The organism is Gimesia aquarii, from assembly GCF_007748195.1.
GTDB classification, from domain to species: Bacteria; Planctomycetota; Planctomycetia; order Planctomycetales; family Planctomycetaceae; genus Gimesia; species Gimesia aquarii.
Genome location: NZ_CP037920.1, coordinates 1,549,271 through 1,573,131, shown reverse-complemented (window position 1 = coordinate 1,573,131; position 23,861 = coordinate 1,549,271). Strand labels below are relative to the sequence as shown.

The 23,861-nt window shown below is 48.4% G+C and carries 20 protein-coding genes and 1 tRNA gene; 12 read left to right on the top strand and 9 right to left on the bottom strand.

Annotated features, from left to right (window positions below; genetic code table 11):
* Positions 1 to 711: 711 nt before the first annotated feature.
* Genes V144x_RS06500 through V144x_RS06485 form a run of 4 tightly spaced genes read left to right on the top strand, consistent with a single transcriptional unit; the run spans position 712 to position 4,336 of the window.
* Complete coding sequence (locus V144x_RS06500) at positions 712 to 1,371, top strand: TetR/AcrR family transcriptional regulator (protein ID WP_144983123.1); 660 nt, start codon at positions 712 to 714, stop codon at positions 1,369 to 1,371.
* Entirely contained in the window at positions 1,368 to 2,465 is a 1,098-nt protein-coding gene (locus tag V144x_RS06495; RefSeq protein ID WP_197998787.1) for an efflux RND transporter periplasmic adaptor subunit, read from the top strand. The genes V144x_RS06500 and V144x_RS06495 overlap by 4 nt, the downstream gene beginning before the upstream one ends.
* The gene (gene devC, locus V144x_RS06490; protein ID WP_232102737.1) at positions 2,465 to 3,628 is read left to right on the top strand and encodes an ABC transporter permease DevC; all 1,164 of its coding nucleotides are present in this window, start codon (positions 2,465 to 2,467) and stop codon (positions 3,626 to 3,628) included. Before V144x_RS06495 ends, devC begins: the two co-directional genes overlap by 1 nt.
* Positions 3,629 to 4,336 (top strand): ATP-binding cassette domain-containing protein, encoded by a 708-nt coding sequence (locus V144x_RS06485; protein ID WP_144983118.1) that lies wholly within the window; start codon positions 3,629 to 3,631, stop codon positions 4,334 to 4,336.
* Positions 4,337 to 4,652: 316 nt separating this feature from the next.
* Here V144x_RS06485 and V144x_RS06480 read toward each other — a convergent pair whose 3' ends face one another.
* The 4 genes from V144x_RS06480 to V144x_RS06465 form a co-directional block, all read right to left on the bottom strand.
* A complete protein-coding gene (locus V144x_RS06480) occupies positions 4,653 to 5,261 on the bottom strand; it encodes an alpha/beta hydrolase family protein (protein ID WP_232102736.1) in 609 nt (202 codons plus the stop codon).
* Positions 5,262 to 5,522: 261 nt separating this feature from the next.
* The gene (locus tag V144x_RS06475) at positions 5,523 to 6,959 is read right to left on the bottom strand and encodes a DUF1501 domain-containing protein (RefSeq protein ID WP_232102735.1); all 1,437 of its coding nucleotides are present in this window, start codon (positions 6,957 to 6,959) and stop codon (positions 5,523 to 5,525) included.
* A gap of 18 nt (positions 6,960 to 6,977) precedes the next feature.
* Positions 6,978 to 9,371, bottom strand: a complete 2,394-nt coding sequence (locus V144x_RS06470) for a DUF1549 domain-containing protein (protein ID WP_144983112.1) — start codon at positions 9,369 to 9,371, stop codon at positions 6,978 to 6,980.
* A gap of 260 nt (positions 9,372 to 9,631) precedes the next feature.
* Positions 9,632 to 11,173: a glycoside hydrolase family 172 protein gene (locus V144x_RS06465; RefSeq protein WP_197998786.1), complete on the bottom strand. Its 1,542-nt coding sequence runs from the start codon at positions 11,171 to 11,173 to the stop codon at positions 9,632 to 9,634.
* 675 nt (positions 11,174 to 11,848) lie between these two features.
* Between V144x_RS06465 and V144x_RS06455 the strand changes: the two genes are divergently transcribed.
* The 5 genes from V144x_RS06455 to V144x_RS06435 all read left to right on the top strand — a co-directional run bounded on the left by V144x_RS06455 (position 11,849) and on the right by V144x_RS06435 (position 15,908).
* On the top strand, positions 11,849 to 12,748 hold the full coding sequence (locus V144x_RS06455; RefSeq protein WP_144983105.1) for a helix-turn-helix domain-containing protein: 900 nt from the start codon (positions 11,849 to 11,851) through the stop codon (positions 12,746 to 12,748).
* A gap of 88 nt (positions 12,749 to 12,836) precedes the next feature.
* Complete coding sequence (locus V144x_RS28310; protein ID WP_197998785.1) at positions 12,837 to 12,986, top strand: helix-turn-helix domain-containing protein; 150 nt, start codon at positions 12,837 to 12,839, stop codon at positions 12,984 to 12,986.
* An 85-nt stretch (positions 12,987 to 13,071) separates the two neighbouring features.
* Complete coding sequence (locus V144x_RS06450) at positions 13,072 to 13,998, top strand: SRPBCC family protein (RefSeq protein ID WP_144983101.1); 927 nt, start codon at positions 13,072 to 13,074, stop codon at positions 13,996 to 13,998.
* Between the two features lie 119 nt (positions 13,999 to 14,117).
* A complete protein-coding gene (locus tag V144x_RS06445; protein WP_144983099.1) occupies positions 14,118 to 14,723 on the top strand; it encodes a YdeI/OmpD-associated family protein in 606 nt (201 codons plus the stop codon).
* A 600-nt stretch (positions 14,724 to 15,323) separates the two neighbouring features.
* Positions 15,324 to 15,908 (top strand): TetR/AcrR family transcriptional regulator, encoded by a 585-nt coding sequence (locus V144x_RS06435; RefSeq protein WP_144983096.1) that lies wholly within the window; start codon positions 15,324 to 15,326, stop codon positions 15,906 to 15,908.
* Positions 15,909 to 16,019: 111 nt separating this feature from the next.
* Here V144x_RS06435 and V144x_RS06430 read toward each other — a convergent pair whose 3' ends face one another.
* Entirely contained in the window at positions 16,020 to 18,980 is a 2,961-nt protein-coding gene (locus V144x_RS06430; protein WP_144983093.1) for a M56 family metallopeptidase, read from the bottom strand.
* A complete protein-coding gene (locus tag V144x_RS06425) occupies positions 18,980 to 19,396 on the bottom strand; it encodes a BlaI/MecI/CopY family transcriptional regulator (RefSeq protein ID WP_197998783.1) in 417 nt (138 codons plus the stop codon). Before V144x_RS06425 ends, V144x_RS06430 begins: the two co-directional genes overlap by 1 nt.
* Before the next feature lie 297 nt (positions 19,397 to 19,693).
* Between V144x_RS06425 and V144x_RS06420 the strand changes: the two genes are divergently transcribed.
* From V144x_RS06420 to V144x_RS06410, 3 genes are all read left to right on the top strand, one after another.
* A complete protein-coding gene (locus tag V144x_RS06420) occupies positions 19,694 to 20,518 on the top strand; it encodes a hypothetical protein (RefSeq protein WP_144983086.1) in 825 nt (274 codons plus the stop codon).
* 303 nt (positions 20,519 to 20,821) lie between these two features.
* Positions 20,822 to 21,388, top strand: a complete 567-nt coding sequence (locus V144x_RS06415; protein ID WP_144983083.1) for a carboxymuconolactone decarboxylase family protein — start codon at positions 20,822 to 20,824, stop codon at positions 21,386 to 21,388.
* 194 nt (positions 21,389 to 21,582) lie between these two features.
* A complete protein-coding gene (locus tag V144x_RS06410) occupies positions 21,583 to 22,326 on the top strand; it encodes an SDR family oxidoreductase (protein ID WP_144983080.1) in 744 nt (247 codons plus the stop codon).
* 115 nt (positions 22,327 to 22,441) lie between these two features.
* Here V144x_RS06410 and V144x_RS06405 read toward each other — a convergent pair.
* The 3 genes from V144x_RS06405 to V144x_RS06395 form a co-directional block, all read right to left on the bottom strand.
* A tRNA-Asn gene (locus tag V144x_RS06405) sits at positions 22,442 to 22,514 on the bottom strand.
* Positions 22,515 to 22,659: 145 nt separating this feature from the next.
* Positions 22,660 to 23,103: an ATP-binding protein gene (locus V144x_RS06400; protein WP_232102734.1), complete on the bottom strand. Its 444-nt coding sequence runs from the start codon at positions 23,101 to 23,103 to the stop codon at positions 22,660 to 22,662.
* A 209-nt stretch (positions 23,104 to 23,312) separates the two neighbouring features.
* The gene (locus V144x_RS06395; RefSeq protein ID WP_144983074.1) at positions 23,313 to 23,669 is read right to left on the bottom strand and encodes an STAS domain-containing protein; all 357 of its coding nucleotides are present in this window, start codon (positions 23,667 to 23,669) and stop codon (positions 23,313 to 23,315) included.
* Positions 23,670 to 23,861: the final 192 nt, after the last annotated feature.

The window sequence follows — 23,861 nt, the reverse complement described above, 5'->3', positions numbered from 1 at the left end:
TGAACCTGCTCAGACGTCAAGGCCTGATTCCAAATCTTTATCTCGTCGAGCTTGCCATCCATGAACTCGGTCCCTGACAGAGATTTCTGATCCTACAAACTTCGTCATTTTTTTGTTGTCAATGCTCAATCCCATCACAGGTAAACCTGTGGTGTTTTGCTTTTTTAATTTCTTCCGTAGTTTTTTTCTTCCATTTCGGATAGGCAGACAGTCATTAGCTCTTGAACCAGATCATTGGGCTCTTCGATCGGCTGCAAAAGACGTCCAAGGCCGACAAGCTTGGCATGTTTCGCTGATAGTTAAAAAGAACATGAGCGGTGGCCGCAAAAACAACCACTACCCCTACCATGTATTTTGGGATTTCACTTACGATAACAGGTTCATGATGGACTCGCTTAGAAATACACTTTTTTCCTTTAGGAGCTTCTATGAATTACAAGAGGTGTTCTCAACACTCAAGCAATTGCCATGCAGATTGCTCGGGATTAACTTGCAGATGCGAAATGTTCCCTACGAGTCCAACATCAGATCTTCAAAAAGGAATGCTCACTATCCTTCGATCAATATTTAGAGCTCGTTACGGTGGTTCACGAATCATCGGCTATTTCAGGTTTGTGATCGTTGATATGGAAATCAGACAGAGTACTCAAGTAAAATTGAGCTTGACACAAACCGTCCAGACGGTACAATAAAAGAGTCCAAGGAGAATTTATGTCCAAAGCTAGCGAATCTCGAAACAAAATCTGTGAAGCAGCAATCGCTGTTGCCGCGAGGGACGGATTCTCTTCGATGAGCTTGGATGCCGTAGCTGCAGAAGCCGGAGTCAGCAAAGGTGGATTGCTTTATCATTTTGGTACAAAAGAAGAGTTAATGCACGGCACGCTACAGCATTTTGCAGAAGTTGGCCAACATATGCTCTTGGGCAGAATTGCGTCTGACCCCAATTCGGAAATGCGCTGGGCGCGTGGAATTGTTTCATGCATGTTTCCTTCAGATGCGGAGTTGGAAACTACGAAACAGGAGCTTGACCCATCGATCATTTTCAAATTTATGCTATCAATGCTCACGTTAGCTGCTGATCGTAGTACCAGCATCGGCCCCCTTACCGAAATGGGAACAGAGTTGCGCGATCGTTTACTCGAAGATGAGTCTGTTGGTCTGGAGCAGATGCTGATTTGGCTCGCGATTGACGGTCTTCTGGTTTGGCAGCTATTGGGGTTAATCGACCCAAAAGACGAGCTATTCGCTCGTGTGGGCAATGAATTCCGAAGCCGCGTGGGACTGTCACCCCGAGAAGACAGCAAAGAGCAATCGACCAAGAGCAAAAAATCGACTCAGCGAACAAAACGACGGAAAGAGGGCCTAAAGTGAAGCTAAGCCGGTCCTGGAACATCATCTTCGCAATCGTTGTTATCGCGACAATCGCTATCGCTGCACTTAGCTCAAACAAGAGTGAGTTGCGAAGTGTCGTTGCGGGTAATGCAAAGTCGCGTTTTCTTTCCGAGGAACAGGATAAATGGATTGGTGCGCTCGGTCGAATTGAACCGCGTAGTCGCATTCGGCGTATTTCCCCTTGGGGTGGTTCTCGCTCGTCAGTCATCACGGAGTTACACGTTAATACAGGAGATATCGTACAAAAGGGGCAGTTGCTTGCCACGTTTGATACATTTGCTCAACGATCTAGTGAAGTTGCGGTAGCGAAAGCAAACGTTGCAACTGCTCTAGCGAGACTCCAAAAAATCAAATCCGGCGAAGAGCCTGAGACTATAGACGCGAAGCGTGCCGAACTGAAGCTCGTACGCACGCGGATGGAGTCGCTTCGAAAGGAATTGGAACGTTCAAAGCGGCTTGATTATTCCAAGGCGATCACCGTTCATGAACTTGAAAAGGTTCAGCTGCGTTTTGACGAAGCGGTCCTAAACATTCAGCAGTTTACAAGTGAATTAGCGGCCATGGAGAATGTCCGTGCGGTCGATATCACACTATCAGAAGCCGAGCTAAAGACAGCGGAAGCTGAACTGCAACTCCAATTAGCTTTACTCGAAGCCACTCAAGTTTTTGCGCCTATTGATGGCAAAGTGCTGAAGCTTCACGCGCATGCGGGCGAGACGATTGGCGACCAAGGAATTCTAGAGTTGGCAGACATGGAACATCTCCAAGTCGTAGCCGAAATTTTTGAGGCTGATATCGCTAAATTGTCTGTTGGCATGTCCGCTGAAATGAGTGTCATCTCGATGAATCAACGGTTCAAGGGATCCATTGCTGAAATTGGGCAGCTCGTCGGCCGCCAAGACGTTCTCTCTGTCGATCCCGTGAGCGATGTGGATGCCCGCGTAGTTGAAGTGCGCATCGACTTGGAACCTGACATTGTACAGGCGCTCGCGCGGCTTTCGAATGCCAGAGTCGAGGTGGTGATCAAGCCAGAAGGGTCAAGAGATCTGTCAGTTGATAGGGGGCTACCTTGATGGTTCGTCTGCCTGCGAGTCTTCGTGTGGGGTGGCAGCAAGTCAGCCACAATAAGACCAAGTTACTCGTGGCTTCCGCTGGCGTGATTGTTGCAGTCATGCTGATGTTAGTGCAACTGGGTATTCGCCGCGGAGCCATCGATAGCAGTATCGCGGTCGCGAAACGCCTGACGGCAGATGTCGTTGTCGTCAGCCCGCGGACGAAAACAATTTTTCAACCTTCTTCCGTCCCAAGAAGTATGTTCTACCGGGTGATGGCACATCCAGAGGTCGAGCGGGTGCAATCTCTCTATGTTGGGCGCGCTGTATTTCGCAATCCGTGGAGTGATATCGAGTTTCCGATCAGCGTGTATGGAATCGATCCAGACCGACCAATGATGGATCTACCCGGCTACGAGTCAATGCAGCAGATACTTGAGCGTGCTGACCGCATTTGTTTTGACCGGCAAAGCCGACCCACCTATGGTCCTGTTGCTGACGAACTTGATAAAAGTCGGAACGTGATCACGGAGGTCAATCATCGAGAAGTCCACGTCGTCGGTTCCGTTTCCGTGGGTGTGTCCATTAATACGGACGGCAATTTGTATGTATCTCCAGCAAATTTCCTCAGGCTTTTTCCTGATCGCAACCCCGGCTCGATCGATATCGGTTTGGTCCGATTAACAAGTGATTCGGACCCTCAGGCTGTGGCCAGTACACTCTCTGAGCTTCTCGGCAAAGAAGCCCGCGTTTTGCCTTGTCAAGATTTGGTCGATGCCGAAGAAACCTACTTAAGAGAAACCGCCCCTCTCGACTTTATCTTTGGTATGGGTACGGCTGTTGGGTTCTTCATCGGTTTTGTGGTCGTTTACCAAATCCTGTACACAGAGGTCACAAACCATCTGCCTCACTATGCAACGCTGAAAGCGATGGGATTTCGACAATCATTTCTGGTTCGAATCGTCCTCAGCCAAGCCGTGATCTTTTCCATTTTTGGGTTTGTCCCAGGCTTTCTAATGGCTCTCGGTATTTATTCGGTCGCTACAGATGCGATCCAAATGCCAATTATCATGACTATTGATCGTGCGGTGACAGTGTTTGTCGTGACTTTATCGATGTGTGGTCTATCAGGCCTGATTGCAATTAGACAACTCTCTTCCGCTCAACCAGCAGACGTGTTCTAGATGTCGAATCCTACTCCCATCGTTGCAAACAGCCTCTGTTTCTCATTCGGCAATGGAGAACTGCAAAAGCAAATCTTGTTCGACATCTGTTTTTCGGTCGAAGCGGGGGAGATCGTATTACTGACTGGCCCGAGTGGCAGCGGCAAAACGACACTATTGACCCTGATTGGCGGCCTACGACAAGTTCAGGAGGGAGAGTTAACCGTTCTAGACCATTCGTTGCATCAAGCGACAGAGTCAGAACTGGTTTCACTACGCAAGCAGATTGGATTCATTTTTCAACAGCACAATTTACTCCCCTTTCTGACGGCAGCACAGAATGTCGAATTGATGCTGGAAATGCAGGGACTTGTGTCGTCAAACGAGATCGTTTCCAGGTCTGCCGAGGCTTTGGCTGTCGTTGGCTTAAGCGATCGCATGAGGCACGAACCCTCTGGCCTGTCCGGGGGGCAAAGACAACGCGTCGCGATTGCTCGTGCGCTAGTTGGCAATCCTTCTTTGATCCTGGCAGACGAACCAACTGCCGCATTAGATAGCAAATCTGGTAGGAGTATCGTCGATCTGTTGAAGAAACTCGCACGAGAGCGTGGAGTTCCAATTCTCATGGTGACACACGATTCCCGAGTACTGGATATTGCAGACCGAATCATCGAGATGGAGGATGGACGGATCAAAGATTCAAGCGCGTTAAGTAAAGCCAGTGAATGAATACACACTCAACGAAAAGATTTTTTTCAAGAATCGTGATACAACTTCTGGTCACTTTTATTGGACTGATCGCCTGCTCGTGATTGCTTCATACGATTAGCCGTGTCTGGATCGTTGAGATTCTGCAGACATCGTTCATGAAACACAAGGTCAGCGAAGGGTTTCAGCCTTGGAATGGCTGGCAATCCTTTCTAATAGTCCATGCCACGTCCGCAGCTTGCGCAATCTTGTTTGCCTTGCTCGTATTCCTTTTTTTACTCAAAGAACTGGAGGTGGCATAAGCGATGCGGCGAGTTGTATGTGGTCACTGTGTTGATCAGCGCTCTAAGCGGGCTGCCGCTTTACGTTTTTCCAGGGGTTGCCCAAGCGCGCAAGCTGTCGCGAAGTCGGTAAGTCTTTGGGATTCAAACCAGCCTTTCCACATATTGTGTCCCTGCCCCGCGACCACTTCAATTTCAACGGGACCACCAAAGTCCTTGTAACGACTGGCCAGTTCTGCGGAGTTTGCTTCCAAAGGCACAACCTTGTCATTATCACCATGAATATGAAACAGGGGTACTCTGGCCTTGGCCAGTGATTTTAGCCGATCGATTGGATTATGTTTTGACAATTCCAGTTTGAATTGTGTGGGGGTTAACCCATAAGCGCCAGCGGCACGCGCGATGCCGGGATAACTCTTAATGTTACAGACCGGATAAATACCAGCGATTCCGCTCACGGATTGCGGATGCTCAACCGCCCAGCTATAAAGCATCAATCCGCCGCGGCTGCGTGCCAGCAGGCATGGCTTCTTGCGAAAGCCGCGTTTCTTTACTAGATAATCAAAGAAGGTTGTGTAGATCTTTCGCCCCTGTGGACTGCCAAAAGATTCGCCAACGTCGATGCCCGCGATGGCAATGCCTTTCGCGAGAAATTGTTTGAACATCCAAACCTCGGATTTGGCCGGTAGTCCGCTAAGGGTGGGAGCGTACCAAATCCATGGAATGTTGGCGTCTGTATTCGGTGGCAGAATAACAAAGGCGTTGTGACCATTGAGCTTGAAGGACTCACCCGGCAGTGGCAGAGACTTGTTGCCTTCTGTAATTACGGGTTCTGCGGCGGTCGCCACCGTGATACTGAACAGGCTTAGAAAAATAAGACAGAATCGATTCATCATCGCTTACTTAATTCTATTATTGGATACATCTCAGGCGAATATTTCTGTCACTGGTTTGCCGTGTCCGTCCTTTGTCGCAAAGAAGGGCCGTTTCTCGACGTCGTAAGCTGTTTTCGGACTAATACCCATCGCGGTGAAGATCGTAGCATGTAAGTCTTCAACGGAGACTGGGTTTTCGATCGCAAGCAGAGGCCGCTCATCGGCCGTCTTACCGTAGAGAAAGCCCTTTTTGACGCCGCCACCAAACAGGGCGACGCTTGTGCCACCAGTGAAATGACGGTGCAAACCATAGTGCTTCATCTCTGCAAGTTTCTCGGTCTTGGCGCGTGACTGATCTTTCGCATTCGAACCGGGAACCCCTTCGATCATCATGTCACGGCTGAACTCGCTGGCAATGATGACAAGAGTCCGGTCAAGTAGCCCTTTTACTTCGAGATCGAGAACAAGCTGCGCGATCGGTCGATCGATCTCCTGCTTGAGACGTTTCACAGTGGTGTGACCATTTTCGTGCGTATCCCAATGGATAAAGGGGATGTATTCGGTGGTCACTTCGACAAATCGAGCGCCTGACTCAACCAGACGGCGTGCCAGAAGACAACCCCGTCCAAACCGTCCTGTGTCGTAAATCTCTCGAGACTCCTTTGGCTCAAGAGTCAGGTCGAAGGCATGCTTTTCCTTCGACTGTAACAGACGATGTGCCGCTTCCATCGAACGCAGCATCGATTCCTGCTGGTAATCGCTCATCCATTCACGGTTTGGGTTTTTGTCGATCAACTGACGATAATGCCGGTAACGATTGGCGAACCTTCCGGGCTCCATCCCCTTTGGTGGTTGGACAGAGCGAACAGCGTCTTTCGGGTAGGGTAGGTTCATCGGGCCGTATTCCGTTCCAAAGAAGCCGGCAGTGGTGAAGGCTTTGAGCTCTTCCTTTTCCCCAACGCCTTCAAGCCGCTGGCCAATATTAATGAATGGCGGGACAACCGGATTTTTCGGCCCAAGCACCTTCGCCATCCAGGCCCCGATGTGCGGAGCAGCTACTGTGAGAGGCGGAACATATCCGGTGTGCCAATGATACTGGTGGCGGGAATGCAGAATGTGACCAAGGTCCGGCTGCACTGCAGAGCGGATCAGTGTGCCTCGATCCATAACTTTTGCGATCTGCTCCATGCCTTTTGTAATTTTGATATTGTCGACTGCGGTATCAATCGCCGGGAATGTGCTCAGAATTTTTTCTACTTCGAGCCCTTTTTCAAAAGGCAGATAGCGTTTCGGATCAAACGTGTCAGGGGCAGCCATGCCTCCTGCGAGCCAGATGAGAATGCAGGAATCGGCCTTTGCGTGCGGTTGTTTGACCGCTTCGGTATTGGCCCAGGCGCGAGGGGCTCCCATCGTCAATGCACCAAGAGATGCCGCGCTGAGTTTTTTGAGCAGGTCACGACGGGAAATTTTTTCTTCAAGTGTCATCATAAGATTATCGACTTTGAACTAACGAATCATTTGAAATTCAGGTTTCATGAAGACGATCCACAGAAGGTCTTCAACAGCGATAGGATCGCGGCCATCTCCGACAACTTCAGCTAGAACGGTTCGCTCCGCTGTTGAGGGTTCACGTGAGAGGGCATATCGAAAAAGCAGAACGATCAATTCCTCACTACTTATGTCTTTGCCAACAAGATGTTTTGCACCATTTTGGAGGTACTCGGCCAGGATATCTCCATTCGAGAGGTCAATTGCCTGCAAGGTGGTCAACTCGCCAGGCCTGGTTGTCACTACTTGATCACGATGTGGTCTACCCAACGAGCGCATCAGAAAATTATTCTTTACTAAAGCCGCTCGAACAGGGGAAGCAGGAAGAGACGGCGGACCTGCATTCACTTTGGGATCCAGAACAGTGCCCCAGGGGGGCTTGCCGTGCAGATTGAGTTCTTCTGCCGCGGCCCATTTTCCGGATGGAGAACGCGCTTCCCAGGATTTGTTGCTCGTAATTTCTTTTTGATCAACGCCATCTAAATATGCAATCTGACAAATAAATCCCGCAGCGCCTCCGAACATCTCCGCATCGACTTCAATCAGGTTCTCACCCACCTGCAGATGTTGTGTGATGTCGAGATAGACCGGCTTCTTCCAGCTTCGAGAGGTGGCTACTTTCGCGCCATTGATTTTCATGACAAAGGCGTTATCACATGTCGCCATCAATTTCGCACCGGTCGAAGCCGCGTTGAGCTTAAACTTCTTTCGTAGCAGTGATTTCTTGCCCACTTCGCCGCTGTGCCAAATCCAGTAAGCGGTAATCGGTGTGGGTATTAATATTTCCGATGGGGACTTCGAATTTTCTACTTCCGATTTCTCTGAGCGATCCACCTTGGCTTCCGCGACGGCAGGATTTCCTCCCGTTATCTGCCAGATCGAGTCCAGTAGTTGTTCAGCGGTCATTCGTTTGGCAATGGGTCCCGCGTAAACATAATCTTCGCCCGGCTCTTTTTCCAGAATCACGGCTTGCGACTGGTAAGCCTGTGATGTCATAATGAAGCGGATGAACTTCCTCAAATCATAACCATCCTTCGCAAACTGCACCGCAAGATAATCTAACAAGTCTTCATTCCAGGGCCGCGTGTGCATCGCGTCGACTGGATGTACGATACCACGCCCCATGAGCTGCGCCCAAATTCGATTGACCAGCGTCCGGGTGAATCGCCCGTTGTCGGAATGAGTCATCAGCACAGCCAACTGCTGGAGTCGTTTAGTTTTGGGAGCTTTCGAATTGACATCTCCCAACTCGGGGAAGATCCATTTTGGCGTGGCCATCTTACCTGTCGGCTTATCGCAGTGATTGAGTTCAAGGGGATGATCAGAATAAATCGCGGCTAAGTTGTAGGCCTCCGATAAAGTCCAACGATCAATGAAACTGTCGTGGCAACTGGCGCACTTCATGTTGATACCAAGAAAAACCTGCGAGACATTCTGGGCGAACTGGATCTCGCGCGTCTGGCTTGCGTTCACATCGCCGCGCCACTTGATCCCGTCGATAAAGCCAGCCGATTCGGTCGTCGGCGAAATCAGTTCGCGCACGAACACATCATAAGGCTTGTTCTCGCGCAACGCAGCGTAGAGCCACGGAGTGATCTGCTTGCGCCCACCGGTGATAAAGCCGGTTCCTGTATAATCGTTGCGTAAAAGGTCGTTCCAGGTCGTCAACCAGTGATCGGCATAAGCGATGTCGTTCGCCAGCAGTTGATCAATCCACTGTTCGCGTTTATGGTTTGATTTGTCCGCGACGAACGCCTGCAATTCTTCCGGCGTCGGCAACAGACCAATGGCGTCGAGAGTGGCACGACGAAGAAAGGCGGCGTCCGAAACCGCTTGAGGAGGCGATTGTCCTCGCTGAGTGAGATCGGCATCCAGCAGCCGATCAATCGGATGGTTACGGCCGTTTTGTGGTGGGGGCAGGGTAACAAGACGGGGTTTCAACGGCGGTTCCCAGGCAGACTTGCCCATCGTAATGTCAGTGTCCCAAGGCGCGCCTTGGTCGACCCATTTTTTCAGAGTTGCGATCTCCTTTGCCGAAACACGGGGCCCTTCCGGGGGCATCCAGACGGAATCGTCGGACGATTCAAGCAATTCGATCATATGGCTCTTTGCCGCATCGCCCGGGACTACCACTTTACCAGACTCTCCTCCGGCCAGCAGTTCGGCCCGCGTATTCATCGACAGGCCGCCCTTTTTCTGGTCACCCGTATGGCATTTCGCGCAATGCTTCTGTAGCACAGGCATCACTTCATGAGCAAAATCGACAGCAGACTGGGGCTTCGTTAGCACATCATCCGCATCGCATACAGACATACCACAAAGCACGAATAACATTGTATAAAAATATTTCATTGATTGTTCTTTGCATGATCGATAATAAATGACATCTAAGTTCTTTTATTATAGCGGACATCGTCACAGATAAACAAACAAACTTCTAACGATTTCTGGTCCGACGTTTTTGGTAACCAGAGGATAACGATTGTTAGTATGCGCTACGCAAAGCTGCCGTTATAAAATACGCTTTGTAACGACTCGCATTCGAACCCATTCCAGAAGTCGTGAAAGGGTAATGCTTTGTAAAATTGATTGCATTCGACAGTGTGGTCTACTTACTCAGACCTGGGTAGAATGATCCTGCCATTGGGTGCAGTAGCACGAAACGCAAAGTTCCAGGCGCCGCGCGTCACACCTACTTGATTGCTCAGCCAGACCTGTAACTTATTAGTCCCTTTTAGTAGTTTCACTTTCAGAGTTCTTGCACGAATGTAGGGCTGTGATCCAAGATCGACAGAGGGATCGTCGTTTAGCTTGAGGATCAAATGGTCGTCCCATGCCAAACGGAGTTCCGCGGTCATTTCCGACTGAGCCTCCAATTTGCAATATGCAACAGCCCATCCGTCTAACGTGGGAGAATTTGCATTGGACGCCTTGGGACGCAAAACGTGATTGAACTCAACGAATCCCCGGATTGAGTCGCGCTTTTTCCAGGCACGATCAAGAAACGATCTTTTAGGATCAAACTTGCCATCACGCATTGGTAGAGATTCTACCTTCGTAAAAGGTCCTGCTAACCACCACGAACCACAGTCAGGTAACGGAAGATCATATTCGCCGCGGAGAATTTTTGTCTGCGGTAAGCGCTGCTTTATCGGCGGCATCTTGAAATACGGCCTTACCGGCTTTTCAGAATACCAATACGCAGTTGATGAAATGTCATGCGCTCGTGCACCAAAGCGGATATGTAACGATTTGTTAAAGTGAACTTCGTCTTTGGCGAAAAAACGATAACCCACCAGTTTTTGCCGGTCGCCTTTGGCATCTTTTTGAATGTAGTAAGGCATGTCCGAATAGAGAAATGTCTGCGGCACATAATCGGCGCCTCCATGAGAGGCGCCAAAAGTATCTTCACCGCCAATGCCACGTAGAAACGAAGGCTGGTCGCCAAGACCATCAATGTAGATGTTGTCTGCTCCACCATGGCTCCAGCGCATCTTGTGTCGGCTTTCCAGCATATCGACGGCGTAAACAAATCCGATTAACCTTCCCGGTCCGGCTGCATCCAGCATTATGAAGTCGTCTGCAAAATCCGCAACCGGAGATTCTCGTCGCCAACGGGCACGAAATCGCATCTTTTCCTTCAGTTGCTGACTTGGATAATCATGCCAATCGACCATCATGTAGACGATGCTTCCCTCAGGTGATTCGACCTCAATACGTGCCCCCTTGGCAAAGGGCATCGGAAGATAACACGTCATCCCCAGTTTCGGCTTAACCGAGAGGAAGGGAGTATTGATCTGGTAGTTCTTTCCCGGTTGAGTCAAGTTATGCATTAAGCCAAAAAAATCGGGCAGAGGTGCTTCGACAGACGGGATTGTTTCGCCATCGAAGTAAATTCGCAAAATGTCCTTTCGACTGATGAAATTTCCCGTTACCCAGATGCGACAAATACATCCAGGACCGATTAGCGTTCCGAAGGTTTGCTTACCCTTGAATTCACTGCGTAGACTGATACGTCGCGAAACGGGGTGATCGGGAAGATCCAACTGCCATGATGTTGATGTCTGTCGAATCGGCGGGGACGCGTCGGCCACTGGACAGACAGCAGGCGTTGAAATCAACAATAAAAGCCACAAAGTGGCCCGAAGTTTCATTGTTGATTTTGTTTGTCGATGGTCATTTGATTTTATGTTCATAGACGAAGATTATAGGTCGAACTTCTTTCGACGACCAACACTCTGGTATCCGTCGGGCACGAGTGACTCAGATTTTTAAGTGACTAGAGGGCGACGTTAGTAACGACTTAGAGTCAGAGTATGCGAAGTCGTTAGTGCTGACGTGGAAGAGAATTACCTCTTACAAAAGTATCATTTGGTTCTTGATAAATATATTGTCATTTTTTGACGGATTAGTCAATACGGCGTATACTTGCGTTTAAGCCAATTTTGGAGGATCTCGTGATGCCATTGTAATAATCATTTAACGAATCGGACGTGATCGAAAGTGTCATGGACGTATTTTGTAGCAAGGGATTGTCGAAGAAGCGACATCGACCACTTACGGATGCGGATCATATTGACCTGGCCGAGGCGGCCAAATCCTACGTCGCAAGCCTCACCACTGCCAACGCTTCGGTTGCTCACCTAACAATTGGTCCTGAAACGACGGCGCCTGAGCAATGCCAACTGCTGCTTGAGAAGCTGGCTCAGAACGCCTAATTGCTTCCTAGCTAGTGGCCCCAAATATCTGAAAGAGGAACATGAATTTCGTAGAAGATCATTGTGGTTATTTTCTATCTGAGCGTTGGTCAAGGATGAGCGGTTAGAAGTATGCTTGAATACAAATCACTCTACAACAGTTCCATCGTCAGCTTGAGCGACTATCGCTGCAGTGCCTGTCGAGGTGGACCAGCGGAAGAAGAGCATTCCAGCGATAACAAAATTGTTCTCATGCGCCACGGTGTGTTCTGCAAACATGTGGGAAAGCGTATTGTCGCTAGCGATGTCAATCAAGCGACGTTCTTCTCAAAAGGATCGACCTATCGCGTAAGCCATCCGGCCGACTGTGGTGATCGTGGAACTATCTTTTCGGTCTCGCCGCATGTTCTCAACGACATGATCCACGAACTCGATCCCTCGATCAGCGATCACCCCGATCGGCCGTTCCCGTTTGTCACAGGCCCATGCGATTCACGGACTTTCTACCAGCATCGTGAACTGGTGACGGTCCTTGAGTCTGTTCAATCCTATCCGCCAGACTCGCTCTGGGTCGATGAGAAAGCAATGCTTCTCATTACTGACGTGCTCAACGCTGCATTCCAACGCACCGGGTTGCCGAAGAAACGGCATCGACCGCGTACGGATGCGGATCATATCGATCTGGCCGAGGCGGCTAAATCCTACGTCGCAAGCCGTATTGGAGAACGCGTTATTCTCGACGATGTCGCTCGCGCAGTGAATGCATCGCCTTTCCATCTCACACGTGTGTTTCGGCGACGTACCGGGATGCCTGTCCATCGCTACCTTATTTGCCTACGCCTCCGCACTTCACTTGAACAGCTTGCCGCCGGCGCTAGTGATCTAACCGCGCTGGCGCTTGACCTCGGATTCTCCAGCCACAGCCATTTCACTGACACCTTCCGCCGCGAGTTCGGCTGCTCGCCATCTGACATGCGACACACCCTAACGCGCAAATCGCTTCGCGAAATGAGCAAGAATCTGGAAGCCTGAGTTTTTGACTTCGGCTATAACCACCTTTAAATCGCTGGCGCAAGTCGCTGCAATATGTTAATTGGTGTCCAATTCAAAGGAAGATGATATGAACGCAAAAAAATGTCCCGTGTGCGGCTGGGAAATCAAAGAAGCCTTCAAGGTTCAGGTTCATGGGAAGGAAATCGTCGTCTGCTGTCAGGATTGCGCCAAAACAGTGAAAGAGAGCCCGGCCAAGTACTCCGGTCATATGAAGTAACTGAACTTTTGGGTTTCAGCCGAACTACGTCCGGCGGCAAGCGTCATCGGATACAACTTTTATGTGTTTTTGAGAGGATTTCACCTTGGCATCAATTCGGAAAGAGATTGTCATCGCGGCTCCGGCCGCCACCGTGTGGGACGCAATTCAGGACATTGGGGCTATCCACACTCGGGTGGCCCCTGGATTCGTAACCAACACGACGCTCGAAGATGGCGGAGGGATTCGCGTTGTCACCTTCTCCGACGGCCTCGTCCTGAGGGAGCGAATCATCTCCGTGGACGGCGACTCCCGACGTCTGGTCTGGTCGGTTGTCGCCGGCCCATTCGAACACCACAATGCTTCCGCGCAAGTGATTGGCGATAACCAAGGGTGCCGGGTAGTTTGGACCGCTGACCTGCTGCCAAATGAACTCGCCGACACTGTCGCCGAAATCATGGAGCGCGGCCTCGGCTTGACAAAGCAAACGCAAGAGGCCGCGACGGCATCGACGAGAGCCATCCAAGCCCAGCCCGGTGCGGACCCGAACCAGTACGTGTTCTGCCCCGCAAGTCGGCCAACGCTACACCACGTCAGTCTGTTCGTCGCCGACATGGAGGCGTCGACTCGTTTCTACACGATCGGTCTCGGATTGACAGTGCGGGAAGAGTTCCGAGACATTATAGGGAAGCGCGCCTCCGGAGAGTTTCCCTTCGGTGTGGCGAGCGTGTTTTTGGAGGCCGGCGATGGGCGTTACGTCGAGTTGCACCCCGCCGGCCAGTGGCCCATGTCTCCGCCCGGATTCCCGCTGAACCACCTCGCGCTCGGCGTGGCCGATGTCGATGCCGCTTACGCTCGGGCACTCGCCGCCGGCGGAACGCCCACCGATATCCCGATCCCGGAGCAACGGTGGGACGGCACGCCGCTCGACGTGATCATGTCGGGTGATCGCCCGGAACCCATGCGGATGGCGTTCGTCCTGGGGCCGAGTCGTGAGTTGATCGAGCTGTACCAGGCGACTATGGCGAATTGAAGGCGCGCCGAACTAGGCGCTGCAGCAGTCCCGGCTTATATGTTCGTTTGTGGAACTTCATAGCCCACTCAGAGGCCCGGACTGCTGAGTTGAATCGTTACACCAAGAGAGTTTGATTAATGATTAAACCCGACCCGAAAAAAATAATTGCTTTTGCATCTTCGAAAGAGCTTAATAAGTGGCTAAGAGCGAATCATGCCACCGAAAATGAACTATGGATCAAGATATTCAAAAAGGGAGCCGGAGTTTCCAGCGTGACCTGGAACGAGGTTGTGATCGAGACGCTGTGTTGGGGCTGGATTGACGGCGTTAAGAAGTCGCTCGGTGACCGAGCCTATCTCCAACGGATTACTCCAAGAAAAGCTCAAAGCAGTTGGTCGAAGAGAAACACAGAACATGTGGAGCGTCTGATAACTGAGGGCCGGATGGAAGAGCCTGGACTCGTGCATGTTCTTTCCGCGAAAGCGGACGGTCGGTGGCAAAAAGCCTATGCCCCGGCAAGTGAGATGAAGGTCCCAGCGGATTTTCTAGCAGCACTGAACAGTAGGCCTAAAGCGAAACGTTTTTTTGAAACACTAACCAAATCCAGTAAATACGTCATTTCATATGGATTGACAACTGCGAAGAAACCCGAAACCAGACAGAGGAGATTTGATAAATACATCGACATGCTAGTCCGTCAAGAGAAGCCTGACTTTGGCTTCTCTAAAAGCAAGAAAACTTAGCAGGGAGATGCGATGGGGCCAGCCATTTTCGTCGCTTCCTCCACGCCCCACCGATCGCTCCGACGCTGGCTAGGCACTGTTTATCAAAGCATTTTGTGCAGTCATCTTGTCGCTATCAGTTGAACGAATGCGAGGTAAGAGGCGGCGAGTTTATCGTATCTGTTTGCGACTCTTCGTGATTCCTTGAGCCACCCCATCAGGTGCTCGACGATGTTTCGTTTACGATAGACATCGTTTTCGAAGTCCTCGTTTGGTGTCTCATTAACAAAGGCCACAATGTGAACCAAATTTTCATTTTTGATTTTGTTTGTCGATGGTCATTTGATTTTATGTTCATAGACGAAGATTATAGGTCGAACTTCTTTCGTCGACCAACACTCTGGTGTCCGTAGGGCAAGAGTGACCCTGATTTTTAAGTGACTAGAGGTCGACGTTCGTAACGAGTTAGAATCAGAGTGTGCGAAGTCTTTAGTGCTGCCGTGTACGAGATTTATGTTTCATTAAAAATTATTTGGTTCTTGATAAACATAGTGTCATATTTTGACCGATTAGTCAACACAGTGTATAATGTCACTGAAAGCAACTTTGGAGGACTTCACGATGCCATGGGAAAAATCATTTGACGAATCGGACGTAATCGAAAGCGTCATGGACGTATTTTGGAATAAGGGATATGAGGCAACTTCGATTTCCGATTTGACCGAAGCAACGGGGCTGAAGAGGGGAAGTTTGTACAACGCCTTTGGAGATGGCAAGCAAGAACTATTCTTCCTCTCTTTGCAAAAATACGACCAAGAGCAAAGGGCCGTATTTTTGAAGCAGCTCGAAGCGATTGAAAGCCCAATGATAGCATTCAATACCTTGTTTGACTCTCTCGTCCAACAGGCAATGGCTGATACCGAGAAAAAAGGTTGTTTGCTAGTCAACACGGCATTAAACATCACCCACTATAGCGAAGCGGTACGAACACTGGTCACTCAAGGTATGGATGAGTTCGCTTCTTTCTTTGAGCGACTCATCAAACGTGGTCAGAATGCTGGCCAGATTCCAGAGACGGTTCAGCCGCGGCCAACTGCCAAAACACTGCTCACACTCGTGGTCGGAATTCGAGTGATGAGCCGAGGGGTGCTCAGCAAAGCAGCCTTAAAACAAGTCTCTCAGCAGGCGAAATCCCTGATTTCTTAAGGTGGATGACTAGAAGTGGTGGGAAGTCCACCGGCTGAGTGCGCTTTAATATGAGGAACTTGGTAAGAACCCGGCTGAACTTGCAGAAAGAGACGCCGTTCCATGGTACTATTAGTCTGCTGTCTTCGGCAGGAATTGTAAGCGGACGGATTCCATTGTTTCCAAGGGCGCGTCCCATAATGTTATACTGGCGGTTCCCCAGTGGCTACTACAAATTGTGGAACCGCGAGTCTTTCCTATTCCAGAATTATCGAAGATTTCCTGCCGATGATTTAAATCGATGGTAGCGAAATAATTCCAAGTCAGTGTTGATTTCGTTTCCCGCAAGCGTTTGTCTTCCGGCTTTTCAGAATAAAAAGAATAATCTTGGCTACCACAACTACAAAAATCGTTGACATCTCCGCGTTGACTTTCGAAATGTACTATCAACGGGCTTAAAGTGTCTGTTGTGAATTTCCGAGCGACCCCTTCGACGGGAAATTCGATCAAAGGCAGTTGTTGGTCCAAAGGGGCCTTACGAGCAGGTAGCTGGATCTTTTCAAAGTAGATCTTTACTGGCTTGACGGAAGGCAGCAGCTCAAAGTGGTCGATTTCATCGAGTGGCATCATGATATCAATCGGTGGACTGCCGTTGACAATTGCAGGATTCCAGACATCATTTTTTAGATTCACCTTTCGTCCCTCTTTCGAAACGACCCAAAGCGAAACGCGCTTCCGCTTGGTTCCTATGATGTCAATGATTATTTCAGATGTGCTACCAGGACTCTGGACTTCTCCGTAAAATCCTTCACGTGTCCCCCAGCCGATGTGATGTCCCGCAATGAGATGCGAAATTTTACAAGAAAATCCATCCTGTAATACAGTTGTGCCGATTTTGGGCTGAATGTTATAACGGAAGACATTTTGATCATAATTGTAGACATTCAGAACAAGATCGACCATATCTGGTAACTTATCCCACATCGAGAACAGTCGAAAATTCGATTTGTCTTTCCAGGTATATCCAGCACCGCTCTGGAATTGTTGTAAAGGAATCTTTGTCTGCGAATCAAGAATATGCACCTCGGCAACTTCAAAACGAGATGGCTCCGGGCTTGATAACTTGATCATGGCATGGTCCATAAATGTCGCATTTTTGATGTCTGGTAAATCTGTTGGGAATGAAGACAGGCTTTCTCCTTTTCCGTTTTCGATTGTGAATGTGCCGTCAGACTGAACTCGTGAAACATCCCCGATTGTGTATGTATTAGGTCCAGATTCGAGTTGCAGCGTATCCGTACCTTCCGCATCACGAAGCCACTGAGACTCAGCGGCCGTGCGTGTGAAGTTGCGGGGCTTTGACCAAGGCCGCCAGACCATGACATCAGGTAATTCACCATTGAGTGAATTCGATCGGAACCAACCGAGGTTTTTGAATTCTGCGTAATAGCCTACAGGATATGACTGAGAAAAAGTGCGATAGATGGTGTCGTAGACTGGCAGGTGAACCATGCCATTAGAATCCGTGATCAGTCCCACAAATTTCATTTTCAGACTGGGATCCAGAGAGTGATTCTGAACCCGATTGCACTCGATTTCGATTCCAGGAATTTCGACTCCCTGAATTGGCTTGCCATTACCGAGTTTGTAGCTTTGTGTGAGGACCACAGGAGCGTTGACCAGTGATTCATTCAACAGTTGGGTGGATCGTTCGAGATCGCCGTTTAAGCGGTACCAGGTTCCGAGTAAATATTGTGCGTAAAAACAATCCGGGTGCTCACTCAAAATCGCTTCTAGTTTCTCACGCGTTTCGATGAGCGAGAATTTTTTCTTTTTATTACCGATTGTCGAGAAGTATGTTCGGGCGATCTTATTGCATTTTTTAATGACGGCTTCTTCACTGGGATCGAGCTGAAACGAAAGGTTATGCCACCCGAACAATCCTTCCAGTGTGGTTTGGGTTACAGGTTTCTGACGGTCCTGTCGCATACCGGGGAGCAGAATGAACGCCAATACCAGGGTCACGATGCTGGCTGAAAAACGCAGGCGGTCTGCTCTGAAGAGAGAACCGTTCATCAGACGGCGAATCCGTCGGGCGACAGGATGCTCCTTGCGAACAAAACCGAGCACCAGTGGTTCTGCCAGTTTTGTTGACTGATGACTGGCGGCATCAATTAATGTTTCACAATATCGTTCTGGCTCAGCAAGTTGATTTGTAAGGAGAATATCGTCACAACAATCTTCGCGGGTCTGTCTCAGAGCTTTTCTGAGCCACCACATTGCCGGATGAAACCACCAGACAAGACTCACCAGCGTTTCGAACCAGCCAATCAATAAATCACGTCGACGGATATGTGCTAATTCGTGTGCAATCACGATGGTGAGTTGATCTGGCTGCAATTGCGTTTCAATGAGACGTGGCAGTACAACGACCGGTCGGAAGACTCCCATCGCGAATGGGGCGTCTGTTTGGTCTGAGATGCGTAATTGGGGAATGGATTTCATTTTTAACTGCTTCGCGATTCGTTCCAGTTCAGACCACAAAAAACCGTCTTTCTGGATTTCGCCCGCGCGCACAACTCGTCGAACTAATCGGTAGCGATGAATGAGTAATGCCGCGAATGCAGTCGTACCGAATAAGTAGACGGACATCAGCAGAGTAGACCATGGGAATTTCGGTTTTGGTTTGGATACTTCAGTCATCACTGAACGGTTTGAACCAGGTCCGTTTTTTATTACTTCAAGCTTTTTTGCGACAAGGGGGGAACTGTTTTTCGTTTGATTGCTGGGTTGAGAGGTTGTGGAAGCATTTATTGTCTGTGCTGACGCATCCAAAGAGATTATTTCTGATCTGATTGGCTGGAAACGTATCGTCGAGTATTGTGAAATGAAACCGGTGGAGAGAATCAAGAACGGCGGAGTCATAAATTTCAGCAGGACCAGGAGTAAGATTGCATACCGAAGTTGTGCGCTTATGAAACGGCGTGTCAGAATCAATAATACAAATACCAGTACAGCGATCAACAGTGCCTGCCAGCCGGCAGATTGCATCGAATGAATCCATTCGGAGGAAAAATAGTTGAATGCATTCATCACTGGTTCCTCTTCTTTTTCGACTTTTGCTTTTTGGTCCGAACATCGTCAAGGAGTTGATGCAGCTGTTCGATTTCTTTTTCTGTCGGCTTGCGTGTTTCGAAGAACGAAGCCATAAACGAGAGCGTATCGCCCCCAAAAACGCCTTGAAATAAGTCGTTCATCAGATGACGGTATGCACGGATTGACTCCGGCGTCGAGCGGAAGAGAAACGCCTTGCCTTTTTCAGCCTTGCGTTTGGTAACGAGTTTTCGGGACTCCAGTCGTTTCAATAAGGTCATGACGGAGGATGGTTCCATCTTGCGCACTGGAGTCAGGGCTTCACAGATCTCTTTGACAGTCGCCTCTTCCAACTGGTTCAGACAAACGAGAACGTCACGTTCGGCATCCGGGATTTTTTCTTTTTGATGATTCATGCTTTCATTAATAACGACAAATGTCGTTATGTCAATGTTAAAAAAGACAAATGTCGTGATTAAGATGGATTTACAAAAAACCGATGGCCCTGGTGCTGTTATCTGAGGCATTGACACTTGCAGTTGTGCTACGACATAACTGCTTATGATGGTGGGGCTGGTGACGTTACAAAAATGGTGGGCAACTCACTTATTTATGATATTGGGCAATTCGCTTATTTAGGATATGATAGAAACACTCGCAACCAACGAGATACAATTTCCACTTTTTAACAGAGGTTATTAAGGAATGATTCGATGTCCATCTCGCATTTACTAACTTGTTGCGCCCTGATGTTTGTATTGCTTGCAGGGTGTGAGCAGAATGAAAATGCACAGAGAAATAAACGCTTTGGAATCCCGGAAAAAATTAAAAAGAAGCAAGTTGGTGAGTGGGAAGCTTCTAAAGTTAAGTTACTTCGATCCGGTAAGCAGCCGGCAGTTGTTATCAATGCGAAAAGAACAAATTACGAATTCAGTGATGGTCCAGATAATTTTACGACACCAGTGACCGCATTCTCCGATTCAGAATCAGGGAGTATCTGGGTGGGACCTGAACGGAACGGATACCTGGAGATTGAAAATAAAATTCTGGGTTTTTTTGTCGTCGAACATGTAATTATTTGGACTGAGAGTATTCTGAATCATGACCCGAAATCGCCTTCACCTGATCTCACCAATCGTTTTGAAAAAGATGTCACGGGCGGCTCTTTTTACCTAGGTGCTTACCCAGCTAATAAAGTAAAGACAAATTTGAAAGGTGTGATCAAAGATTCAATAGTGTTTGCCGATGGTTTTGGTAGTTCCGGAGGTCCGAGACCCATTGTGACAGGATTTCAATGGGACAAAAATTTATTAAAGCTTAGTTTAACAGACGAGACAAAAGAGTATGAAGCGACCGTATGGATTGACGTGAAGTCCAAAGAGGTTAAGAAAGCCGAGGAGAAACGGTCTAAGCTTGGTGAAAAGTTATTCCAAGAGAGACTGGAGGCAGAAAAGGTAGAACAAGAGAGACTGGAGGCATTAAAGGCACAACATGAAAAATTGGTAAATAAAAAAGAAAAAAAGGAAAATAGTCAATAACAGCGTTCAGCATTGTCAACTCGGTTAGAAAAACTACTGTTTACCGAAGCAGGACTTTAGGTTCCAAAATTTGTCCTGCGGCGTTAATAACCAGATGAAAAATAGTGAAATAACTTTTCAACAAGGCAAAACTATCTCTAAAAAAGTTTGCAAAAATTTTTTTTAAAAATAGTATTGACCGATCGTTCAAAACACGATATAGTTTTTATGTAGTGACAAGCATGTGACTTGTTGGAGGAGCTTGCTCCCCTTTTTTTGAACCTTGTTTTGACCGATTGGTCAAAATGATTTGGAGACATTACAATGACCCAGTTCACACGACACACCGCAGAAACCGCACCAGCCGCCAGCAAGCCGCTTGTTGAAGGAGCTCAGAAGACCTATGGATTTCTTCCCAACCTGTTAGCTACGATGGCTGAATCGCCCGCGATGCTAGAAGGATACATGACATTGGCGGGGATCTTCGATAAGACAAGCCTGACTGAAACCGAGCGTCAAATCATTCTGATGACCAACAATCGTCTTAATGGTTGCATCTATTGCATGGCGGCACACACGACAATTTCGCAGATGAAAGGCGTGCCCGAAGACGTCATCACAGCACTTCGCGAGAACACACCTATCGCCGACGCGAAACTGGAAGCCTTGCGTGTCTTTGCTGAGAAGGTCAACACCAGCCGTGGCTGGCCAGATGAAAGCGATGTGCAAGCGTTGCTGTCTGCTGGCTATTCCAAGCAAACGGTTTTTGATGTAATTCTCGGCACTGGTTTGAAGGTGCTATCGAACTACACCAATCATGTCGCGAAAACTCCCCTCGACGATGCTTTCGTAAGCAACGCCTGGTTGCATGAAGGTCAGTTAGCCAGGTAACACTGTGTGCAATAATACAAAACCGTTGGCAATAGTTGACTACAGGAACAGCCAATGATGAAACACTTCACGGCTAAGCATGGATTGCTCGATCAAGTGGAACTAGCAAACTTAAAGTAAAATTTTTTTGAACCATTTTGACTGATTGGTCAACACAAAACGTGTGGCCATCCCACCAAATAAAGGAGAAACAAATGGGTGTTGCAATTAAAAATAGTGTCGCATTGGTAACTGGTGCGAATCGTGGTATTGGCCGGGCGATTAGCGAAGGTTTACTCGAAGCCGGTGCGGTAAAGGTGTATGCCGCCGTGAGAAATCTGGCGTCGGTTGACGAACTGATTGAACGATATGGCGACCGTGTTATTCCAATCGAGTTTGATCTGACTCGACCAGAAACGGCTGTGGCCGCTGCTGAAATTGCCACCGACGTCAACCTCGTCGTGTCCAACGCGGGCGTTCTCAATGTTTCCGATCCGCTGGCCGAAGACGCCGTCAAAAGTTTGCAGTTTCAGATGGAAGGCAATGTCTATCCATTGATTCGGCTTGCTCAAGCATTTGGACCTGTTTTGAAGGCCAACGGTGGTGGAACTCTAGCGCAGATGAACTCGCTGGCTTCGCTGAAAAACTTCACACCATTCACCACCTACAGTGCTTCAAAAGCAGCAGCGTATTCAGTGACGCAAGGACTTCGCGAAGCGTGGGCCGAACAGGGCACACAGGTCATCAGTATCCTTGCCGGTCCACTCAAGACCGACATGTCAGACTCCGCAGGGATGGGTGATGGTGCACCTTCACCCGACTTGGTAGCGGATGCTCTTATCGGTGCCTTGGAATCGGGGGATTTTCTGGTGTATCCGGACGCGATGGCTCAAGGTGCCGGAGAAGCATACGCAAGTTTCGCCGACAACGTGATCAATGCAAAATCATCGGAAGAATAGACCATACGCCAGCCGAGTTTATCGTTCGCACTCAAGAACACTAGACGAAACCCTCAGTCAGAAAACAACTTCTGACTGAGGGTTAGTAATTTGGATCGTGACCTGTTTTAAAAAGCTCCTCGACAAGGACTCGAACCTTGAACCTAGCGGTTAACAGCCGCTCGCTCTACCGATTGAGCTATCGAGGATTAGATTGAAGATTAAGAAATTCTTAACCTCAGTGTAGGTATAAGATATTGTGAGGATAGGATGAAGTCAACCGAACTTAACAGCAGCGTTTTGATAAAATTCCCAATAATTTTAGCATTATGAGAATTTCGTAACTATTTCGAATTACTCACCTTCTGTATCGGGCTGTTCCGGGGCAACCCCTTTAATCTTTTCCAGAGTGACTTTGTTGCCTTGCTCGTTGTACTCGATAAGATTCATAAAGGCCCCCATCAGCATGATCCCGCGTCCACAGGGCCGTTCGAGATTTTCGAGTAATGTCGGATCGGGAACATCACTCCGATTAAAGCCGGGGCCTTCATCCTGGATTTCGACGCGAACTCGTTCATCGTTGATCCAGCATTTAATTTCCACACTCTTGTCGGGCGACATTCTATTGCCATGTTTGATGGCATTTACCAACGCTTCTTCCAGAGCCAGGCGGACTCCGAAGACATCGCGTTCCGGGTATTCACGTACCTCAAGTGCCTCGACAATCTGGACTTGCACAGCCTGACCTTCCGAGGTGTCGCTAGGAATCGTTACTTCAAAGTATTCGTCCGATGACATGAATTTGGCCAGCACACGATTTCTGGTGTTTGTGCAGTTACTAAATTTAGAGATATTTAATTAATTACGACTCAGGAATAAAGTTCAAATAAGAATGATTTTTCATTTACCCTAATTTTAAACATCTCACAACGTTTGCTCTCAACTTTCGCTTTGATAGAGCGGCAATGATCTCGCAGAGCATCCACTCCGCAATTGCCGGGCCAAAGCTAAAAGCCTTCAAGAGCGGCTTCCTGTGTTTCAGCGATATCAAAAAGTTGATTCAGTCTGGTAATAGCGAACACTTCATAGATATCGGGACGAATTGAACAAAGTTTCAATTTGCCTTTTGCCTTTTTTACTTTTTTATCCAAGGTGATCAATTTCCCCAGTGCAGCACTGGAAAGATATTCTACATTGGAAAAATCGAGAACAATTTTTTTGCGTCCATCTTCATCAACAAGTCCAAATAATTGAGTCCCAATGATCTGGATGTTTCCTTCATCAAGAATCTTCTTGTCAATAAACTTTGCAATGGTGACATCCGAGACTTCCTCAATGTCAACACGACGGTGACCAGCAGCCATAATTCCAGCCCACCCTCTTCTAAAAAGACAAAATCCGACGTTGGCACATGAATTCCCTATGAACGCACTATCGTTGATTTGAATTGTCTACGATTGCCTGGCCCGATCGGAATCGATCATAAAAACGAATTGATTAAAGTAACAAATTATACCTGCTTTGTCTAAAAAAGAAATTATCTAAACAGATATTCC